The following is a 7089-nucleotide window of genomic DNA, read 5'->3' on the forward strand; positions in this document are numbered from 1 at the left end:
TATTACCTGTATTAGCACCATCAAGTCACACATTCCAAATTATAAATTCTACTATGATGTCAAGATAAAAATCAAGCCTCATCAAAAACGTTTTTCCTTAATTAATGAGTATCATTATTAAGAAATGAGACCGTTGGACATCCATATATAGCAGATTTTTATGCACGAGATATCGGTTTTGTAAGCTTTTTCTGATCGTATCTATGCTCACCCACCACCCTTGCAGTATGAAGATCCTCCCCATGCCCCAGTTATTCAACGGTCTTACGATGCATTTCTCATCTCTAAGCTTGGAAAAACGAAAGCTTCTCTAACGCATTTACAGTTGTTATCCCCGCCGCATCAGGCTAAGGTTAGGAATGATTAAAGCCACCATTATCCTATGGCTTTAGCATAATCTCAGGAGAAACCTTCCCTAATCTTCCGCTAAAGCAATTGCCAAGCATTAAGTAGGGCTGACCCAAACAAAGACAAAGTTCTCTGGCAATTTACATTTTTGAAGCTCTTTGCAGCAAGCGCATAGTCTTGATAATGGATAATTCATAATACTTCTCACCAGCATAAACCTTTTTATGGACTTTATTATTGACATAATCTGCATTACCAAAATAATGGAAAAACTAAGTATAAGTATAGTAAAAATAAATATATTAGATCCTGTGGAGGAATTATGAAAACTGGCGGTTGCCGCTATGGAACCCATCGAGTAACTGAACCACAAGGAGTACTGCCTCAACCAGCTCGCATTCTAAACAACGATATGAACGAGATTTGGGATAATGAACTACTGATCGATGTTATTCGATTAAATGTAGATAGTGCTTCTTTTCATCAGATCAAGAATAAGCTTATTGCTAAGGGGCATGAGGATTTGGAAAAAGCCTTTGCCGATCATGCAGTAGACCTCACCAATCGCACTGGAAAACACAAAAATGAAGATACTGGCAGCGGGGGTATGTTGATAGGTAAAGTGGCACAGATTGGACCCAATTTTGAAATGAAAGATCAGATAAAAGTAGGCGATAAAATTGCCAGTTTGGTTTCGCTCTCTCTTACTCCACTAAAAATCAATAGAGTAAAAAGAGTTCTTTTGGATAAAGATCAGGTGGAAATTGAAGGTCAAGCCATTCTGTTCAGTAGCGGTATCTATGCTAAACTGCCAGATGATATGGACGAGAACTTAGCCCTCTCGGTATTGGATGTGGCCGGAGCTCCAGCCCAGGTTGAACGTTTAGTTAAACCCGGTGATAACGTAGTAATTATCGGTGCCAATGGTAAAAGCGGTATCCTCTGTAATGCCGTGGCTCGTGAACGAGCTGGAGTATCCGGAAAGGTTATTGGCGTAGTTCGTAACCCTAATTATATCCCCACTTGTAAAGAAACCGGATGCCATGAGGTTATTATTGCCAGCGCTACAGATGCTATCACCATCCAAAAAGAAGTGTCACGCCTCACTAATGGCAAAATGGCAGACGTAGTAATAAATGTAGTAAACATCGAAGATACAGAATTACCCACCATCATGGCAGCCAAAGATAGAGGCTTGGTATATTTCTTCTCGATGGCAACTTCCTTCACTAAGGCAGCATTGGGCGCCGAAGGAATCGGTGCAGATGTGGATATGATCTTGGGTAATGGTTACGCACATAACCATGCCACTATTTCCCTGGATCTACTACGAAGAAACCCCATTTTAATGAAGCTATTTAAAGAACGTTATACAGATTAATAATTCGGAGCCAATAATGAACATTACAGATATTCGTTCAATCGCCACTCAAGAACAGTGGAACGATTGGCATTGGCAGCTAAAAAACCGCATAACTACTGCTGTTGAGCTGCGCAAGTATATCACCCTGCTTCCTGAGGAAGAAGCGCTCTTTGCCAAACAAGAATTCTCATTCCGTATGGCAATTACTCCATATTATCTTTCTCTGATAGACCACAATAACCCCAATGACCCCGTAAGGATGCAGGCAATCCCCAGAGTGTACGAGAGCGAATTGAGCGATTCTGATATGGCAGACCCCCTGCATGAAGATGCAGATGCACCCGTTCCCGGAATGACTCATCGCTATCCCGATAGAGTATTGCTGCTGCTAACAGATCAATGTGCCATGTATTGCCGGCATTGCACTCGCCGCAGAAAAGCTGGAGAACACGATGCTCCAATGCCTAAAGAAAATGTGGATAAAGCCCTCGAATACATTCGTGAACACACAGAAGTGCGAGATGTGATCCTCTCTGGCGGCGATCCCCTTACCTTAGGAGATGAGCGCATCGATGAAATCCTGGAGCGATTAAGTAAAATTGACCATGTGGATATTGTCCGCTTAGGCACCAGAACACCGGTTGTATTACCTCAACGCATTACCGATTCTTTGCTTTCGGTGCTTAAGAAGTATCCCTTTGTTTGGTTAAATACTCACTACAATCACCCTCAAGAGATTAGCGATACCGCTGCCAAAGCTTTGGCTCGGCTCGCTGAAACCGGTTTGCCCTTGGGAAACCAATCTGTATTGTTAAAAGGCATTAACGATCACGTAGACGTAATGAAAGCATTGGTACATAAACTTGTAAAAAACAGGGTAAGACCCTATTACATATATCAATGTGACCTCTCAGAAGGAATCAGCCATTTTCGCACTCCAATTTCCCGGGGGATTGAAATCATCGAATCTCTACGCGGTCACACCAGCGGCTTATGCGTTCCCACTTTTGTTGTAGATGCCCCTGGCGGCGGTGGAAAAATACCGGTGATGCCAAACTATGTTATCTCCCAAATGCCAGGAAGAGTTGTTCTGCGTAACTATGAAGGCTTCATAACTAGCTATACCGAACCTGGATTCCAGGCCCTCAAGGATGCAGATTACCGAAATCTGTGTCCGCGAGAACGTGAGAGTTGCGAGGGCATCATGAGCCTGCTTAAAGGAAAACATGTAGCCATCGGTCCAGCAGAAACAAAACGAAATCAACGCCGAAAACACTAATTCAATACATTTAATATGATAGATTTGATCTCCACCAAGGCCATAAAAAACATTGCCTTGGTGGGGATCAGTAAAAATGCCGGAAAAACTACGCTAATTAATGCGCTAATACACAATTTCCCCAACCACAAATGGGCAGTATTGAGTACAGGCATAGATGGCGAAAGCGAAGATAGGGTTTATAAAACTCCCAAACCTCTAGTAAATATCTTTCCTGGAAACTTGTTCTGCTGCGACCAGCAGTGGATAGATTTTCACGCTGGGGCAATCAGTATTTTATCTTGTAAACAATATGCGGGACGCAAACTCTATATTGCCAAGGCAGAATCTGAGTTGAAAACCCAGATAACCGGCCCTTCGTCGGTGCTCCACCAAAAAGACATCATTCGGCACATGCACCATCTGGGTGCTAACAAAGTTTTAGTTGATGGTTCCTTAGATCGCAAATCCATAGCTTTGTCCGATAACATCAATGCCCTAATTCTTGCTGTAGGGGCTAGTTTTGGCAGTACCGAACAAATAATTGAAGAACTGGGGCGATTACGATTATTGCGCGACATTGCTAAAGCAGATGTGAATCCATATCTATGTCGCAAGCTCAAAAGCTCTAAGTTCATTTTATATAAAAAGACCAATACTTGGCAAAATACCCATCTTTGCAGCCTGATCCATAACGAGAAGGATGTTATAACTCTACTGGCTGAAAAGCCAAAACTTCTCTATATACCCACATCAATTACCGATAGCTTATTCGAAGCCATAGGCAAAGCTGTGGAGCAAAGCCAAACACAGCTGATGATCAGGCATCCAGAATGCTTGAAATTAAATACTATCAATCTTAAACGTTTCCTTGCGCGCATTCCAACGTATTGTCTTATCCCCTTTAAACTTAGGGCTTTTGCTTTAAATTCCACTGCTGTAGGTAAATTTCCCATATCGGCAGATAGTTTTCGAGCAGAGATTCGACAAGCCTTTCCCAATGAAGTTTTCTTTGATGTAATGGAGTTGCAGTAATGCGGGATCGCGATAATTTGACTTCATTAACCGTTAATCTTGGGCTTTTTAGCAACATCCTTTTGGCTTTATTAAAAACCGGAGTGGGGATTTTGGGACATAGCCCAGCGGTATTAGCAGATGGCATAAATTCCTCTTCTGATGTAGTGTATTATATTGCAGTGAAGATATTTATGAAGCAAGCTAAAAAACCTGCTGACAAGGAACATCCCTATGGGCACAGACAATTAGAATCCATTTCGGCTATTGTGGTTGGGGCTTTCATTCTTACTACCGGAATCACTATCTTCTGGGAAAGCATCAATAAAGTGTATGAATTGCTTAGCAATATCGAAACTGGTCAATCTGCTTCTGTTTGGGCATTAGTAATTGCAATTGCTACTTTCATTATAAAACTCGGATTATATCAATATACTCGCAATACTTCCAAACATACCCATAACCCCACCCTACGTGCCTTAGCCAATGATCATCTAAATGACATTATGGCATCGGTAGCAGTCATTGTGGGTGTCCTCTTAGGGCGTTTGGGCTATTTTTGGATGGATCCCGCCGCAGGAGCAGTTGTGGCAATATACATCATCAAAACAGGAATCGAAATCATTATGGATTCTTCTGCAGAATTGATGGATCATGTGCCAGATGATGATTTTGGCAGAGAACTACGCGATACAACTTTGTTGATAGAAGGTGTGAAAGGCATAGAAGAATTGGGAATACATCGCTTTGGACCATATTATACGATCAGCATGACTATCAGCGTAGCTGGAAACATCTCTATTGACGAAGGACACAACATCTCACATGCCGTGGAAAAACAAATACTGGAGCGGTTTAACAATGGACTACGAAAGGTACACATTCACTACCATCCCTTTGAATCGGCGGCAACCACCCAAAAAGGAGTTTCTACAATATGATAAAGGGAAAACGCATACTTATTACCATAGTGCTTCTGTTGTTGGCGATTTTCAGTTTGGCTTCGTTGTTTAAGATGCCATTTAACAACAGCCAAACGCAGCAAGAAGATTTTGTGGAAATTGTGGATCCTTGGATTACCCAAACCATCCCACCCGGGGGCTCAATCTTCTCGGTATTGGCCAACCTTGAACTCCCCGGTCAGGAAATTGGCATGATATCATATCTTTTGGGAGATTACATTGATGTTACCACCATTCAGCCCGGAGATACTCTGCGAGTGATATTGAATGATGAGGGTACCAAAATTGATAAGATGATGTTTGTACAAGAACCTACAATTCGGCATCACTTTGTTGCACAAGGAGATTCTCTAATCTATAATATGGAATCTTTGCCCGTGCAAAAGCGTCTTCGCTTAATTGAAGGAACCTTGGAAAACACTCTGGACGCTGCTCTCCTCTCATTGGGGCTGTCTCCGGCAGATAAACAGAATATCAACAACGGCTTGGAAGGTGAAATCGATTTTCAGCGTGATGCTCGAAAAGGTGATAAGTTTAGCGTGTTCATTGAGGAACGCATTTTTGAAGGGAAACCACTTCCCCGAGCAAAAGTACTATTTGTAGATTACCATGGCACTCGCACTGGTAGTCATGAATTATTCCGCTACGAACAGGATGATGCGAATTCTGTCTTGAATGGGCTATACAATAAAGAAGGAAAAAGCAATAATGCCAGTGGTGTAGGATATCCCTTGTCTAGCATCCACGTAAGTTCTTCCTTTGGCAAACGATTAGATCCTTTCACCGGAAGGTGGGCAAATCATCAAGGAGTAGATTATCGTGCTCGTCGCGGCACTCCTGTGTATGCCGTTGCAAATGGGACTGTTACTTCTGCCCGCTACAATGGTGGTTATGGTAATGAGGTACGCATCAAACACTCCAGCGGAATGATTACATTGTATGCGCATCTAAATTCGATTAGCGTGCGCAATGGGCAAACCGTTAAGAGAGGACAGATAATTGGACGCGTTGGCTCAACCGGAAGATCTACCGGTGCACATCTTCATTTTGGGCTAATGAGCAACAGACGCTACATAAATCCCAGTAAGCTTCGCATGGTAGGCGCAGAACGACTTAACCAGCAACAAATGACTGAATTTGAGAATCAGAGGAATAAAATCCGGGAGCTCATGCAGCAGTATAAATATCCTCAAACGCCCGCATAAAAACCATTATTACTTGTCTGTTAAAACGTGAAGTTGAGGCGCTATTTTGGATCAAGCAATTTCCGGAAAATTCTGCGTTTCCACGGCATAAGATATCCATTGTGCAATTTCGCACTCTGCAAGTCTTTATATTAAGGCTATATTTAGCGTAGCTTCAGGTTACCATCATGCCGCACTCACAGCAATATCCTAAGATGAACTATCGCTAATATATGCTTTAGGAGACAGTTGCACATCCATATATAGCAGATTTTTATCCCAATTGAGGCATTGGAGTTCAAAGCGCATAAACTAACTATCACTTATTTAATATCTTATGGGCGGTTTGGACTTCAATAGCATTGTTCAGGTTTATACACGAGCTTTCGGTTTGGTGGGCTTTTTCAGATCGAAACTATGCCCACCCATTACCCTTGTAGTATGAGGCTCTGCCCCATTTCCCGATCATTCAACGGCCTTTTTAGGCTATACGGATTGACTTTGTATGTTCTTGGAAGAAGTAATGGATGTGAATACGGTCAAGACGTCATAAGTATTGCCAAAAGCTCTATTTTGGGGATGCTTATCCTCTATTCTTGATTTTCCCTTAAAGAAAAGAGTTCTGGGAAAAGGGCATTGTAATATAATGCAGTTAAACTGCCGTCATAAGCATACATCACATGCAGGGTTCGAGTATCGGTCAAAAACCAGATCAGTTGTTGCGTGTCCTCATCAAAATGGTTTGTCTCACCATGTAAATGAGAGATCTTTTGCATGATCAAGTGGTCGTTATCTGCTCCATTTTCAGAATTATAGCGGATAAACCAGCCCGCAACACGTTTAGTATCTGGCTCCATAAAAACTATGATAGCCGAAACATACAGATTTATGTCACTGTAGTATTTAACTGCATCTTCTTCACTGCCTTCCGGGAAAAAACCTGAAACCGCCAATATAGAA

6 protein-coding genes are annotated in these 7089 nt (G+C 42.1%); 5 read left to right on the forward strand and 1 reads right to left on the reverse strand.

Features of this window, described 5'->3' with window-relative positions; all coding sequences use genetic code 11:
• Positions 1-670: 670 nt before the first annotated feature.
• Genes LHW48_01785 through LHW48_01805 form a run of 5 tightly spaced genes read left to right on the forward strand, consistent with a single transcriptional unit; the run spans position 671 to position 6150 of the window.
• Positions 671-1729, forward strand: a complete 1059-nt coding sequence (locus LHW48_01785; GenBank protein MCB5259195.1) for a zinc-binding dehydrogenase — start codon at positions 671-673, stop codon at positions 1727-1729.
• A 16-nt stretch (positions 1730-1745) separates the two neighbouring features.
• A complete protein-coding gene (gene ablA, locus LHW48_01790; GenBank protein MCB5259196.1) occupies positions 1746-2990 on the forward strand; it encodes a lysine 2,3-aminomutase in 1245 nt (414 codons plus the stop codon).
• 15 nt (positions 2991-3005) lie between these two features.
• Positions 3006-4004 carry a hypothetical protein gene (locus LHW48_01795; GenBank protein MCB5259197.1) on the forward strand — a complete coding sequence of 333 codons (999 nt, stop codon included), beginning with the start codon at positions 3006-3008 and terminating at the stop codon, positions 4002-4004.
• Positions 4004-4924 (forward strand): cation diffusion facilitator family transporter, encoded by a 921-nt coding sequence (locus LHW48_01800; GenBank protein ID MCB5259198.1) that lies wholly within the window; start codon positions 4004-4006, stop codon positions 4922-4924. The genes LHW48_01795 and LHW48_01800 overlap by 1 nt, the downstream gene beginning before the upstream one ends.
• Complete coding sequence (locus LHW48_01805) at positions 4921-6150, forward strand: M23 family metallopeptidase (protein ID MCB5259199.1); 1230 nt, start codon at positions 4921-4923, stop codon at positions 6148-6150. Before LHW48_01800 ends, LHW48_01805 begins: the two co-directional genes overlap by 4 nt.
• A 569-nt stretch (positions 6151-6719) precedes the next feature.
• Here the strand turns inward: LHW48_01805 and LHW48_01810 are convergent.
• Positions 6720-7089: hypothetical protein (locus LHW48_01810; GenBank protein MCB5259200.1), on the reverse strand; the 370-nt coding region annotated here is incomplete at its 5' end.

This window comes from Candidatus Cloacimonadota bacterium, from assembly GCA_020532355.1.
GTDB lineage: Bacteria > Cloacimonadota > Cloacimonadia > Cloacimonadales > Cloacimonadaceae > UBA5456.

Bases quoted from the DNA above. Each gene is read 5' to 3' on its own strand.
- LHW48_01785 (MCB5259195.1), top strand. From the start codon at position 671: ATGAAAACTGGCGGTTGCCGCTATGGAACCCATCGAGTAACTGAACCA.
- LHW48_01800 (MCB5259198.1), top strand. From the start codon at position 4,004: ATGCGGGATCGCGATAATTTGACTTCATTAACCGTTAATCTTGGGCTT.
- LHW48_01795 (MCB5259197.1), top strand. From the start codon at position 3,006: ATGATAGATTTGATCTCCACCAAGGCCATAAAAAACATTGCCTTGGTG.
- ablA (MCB5259196.1), top strand. From the start codon at position 1,746: ATGAACATTACAGATATTCGTTCAATCGCCACTCAAGAACAGTGGAAC.
- LHW48_01805 (MCB5259199.1), top strand. From the start codon at position 4,921: ATGATAAAGGGAAAACGCATACTTATTACCATAGTGCTTCTGTTGTTG.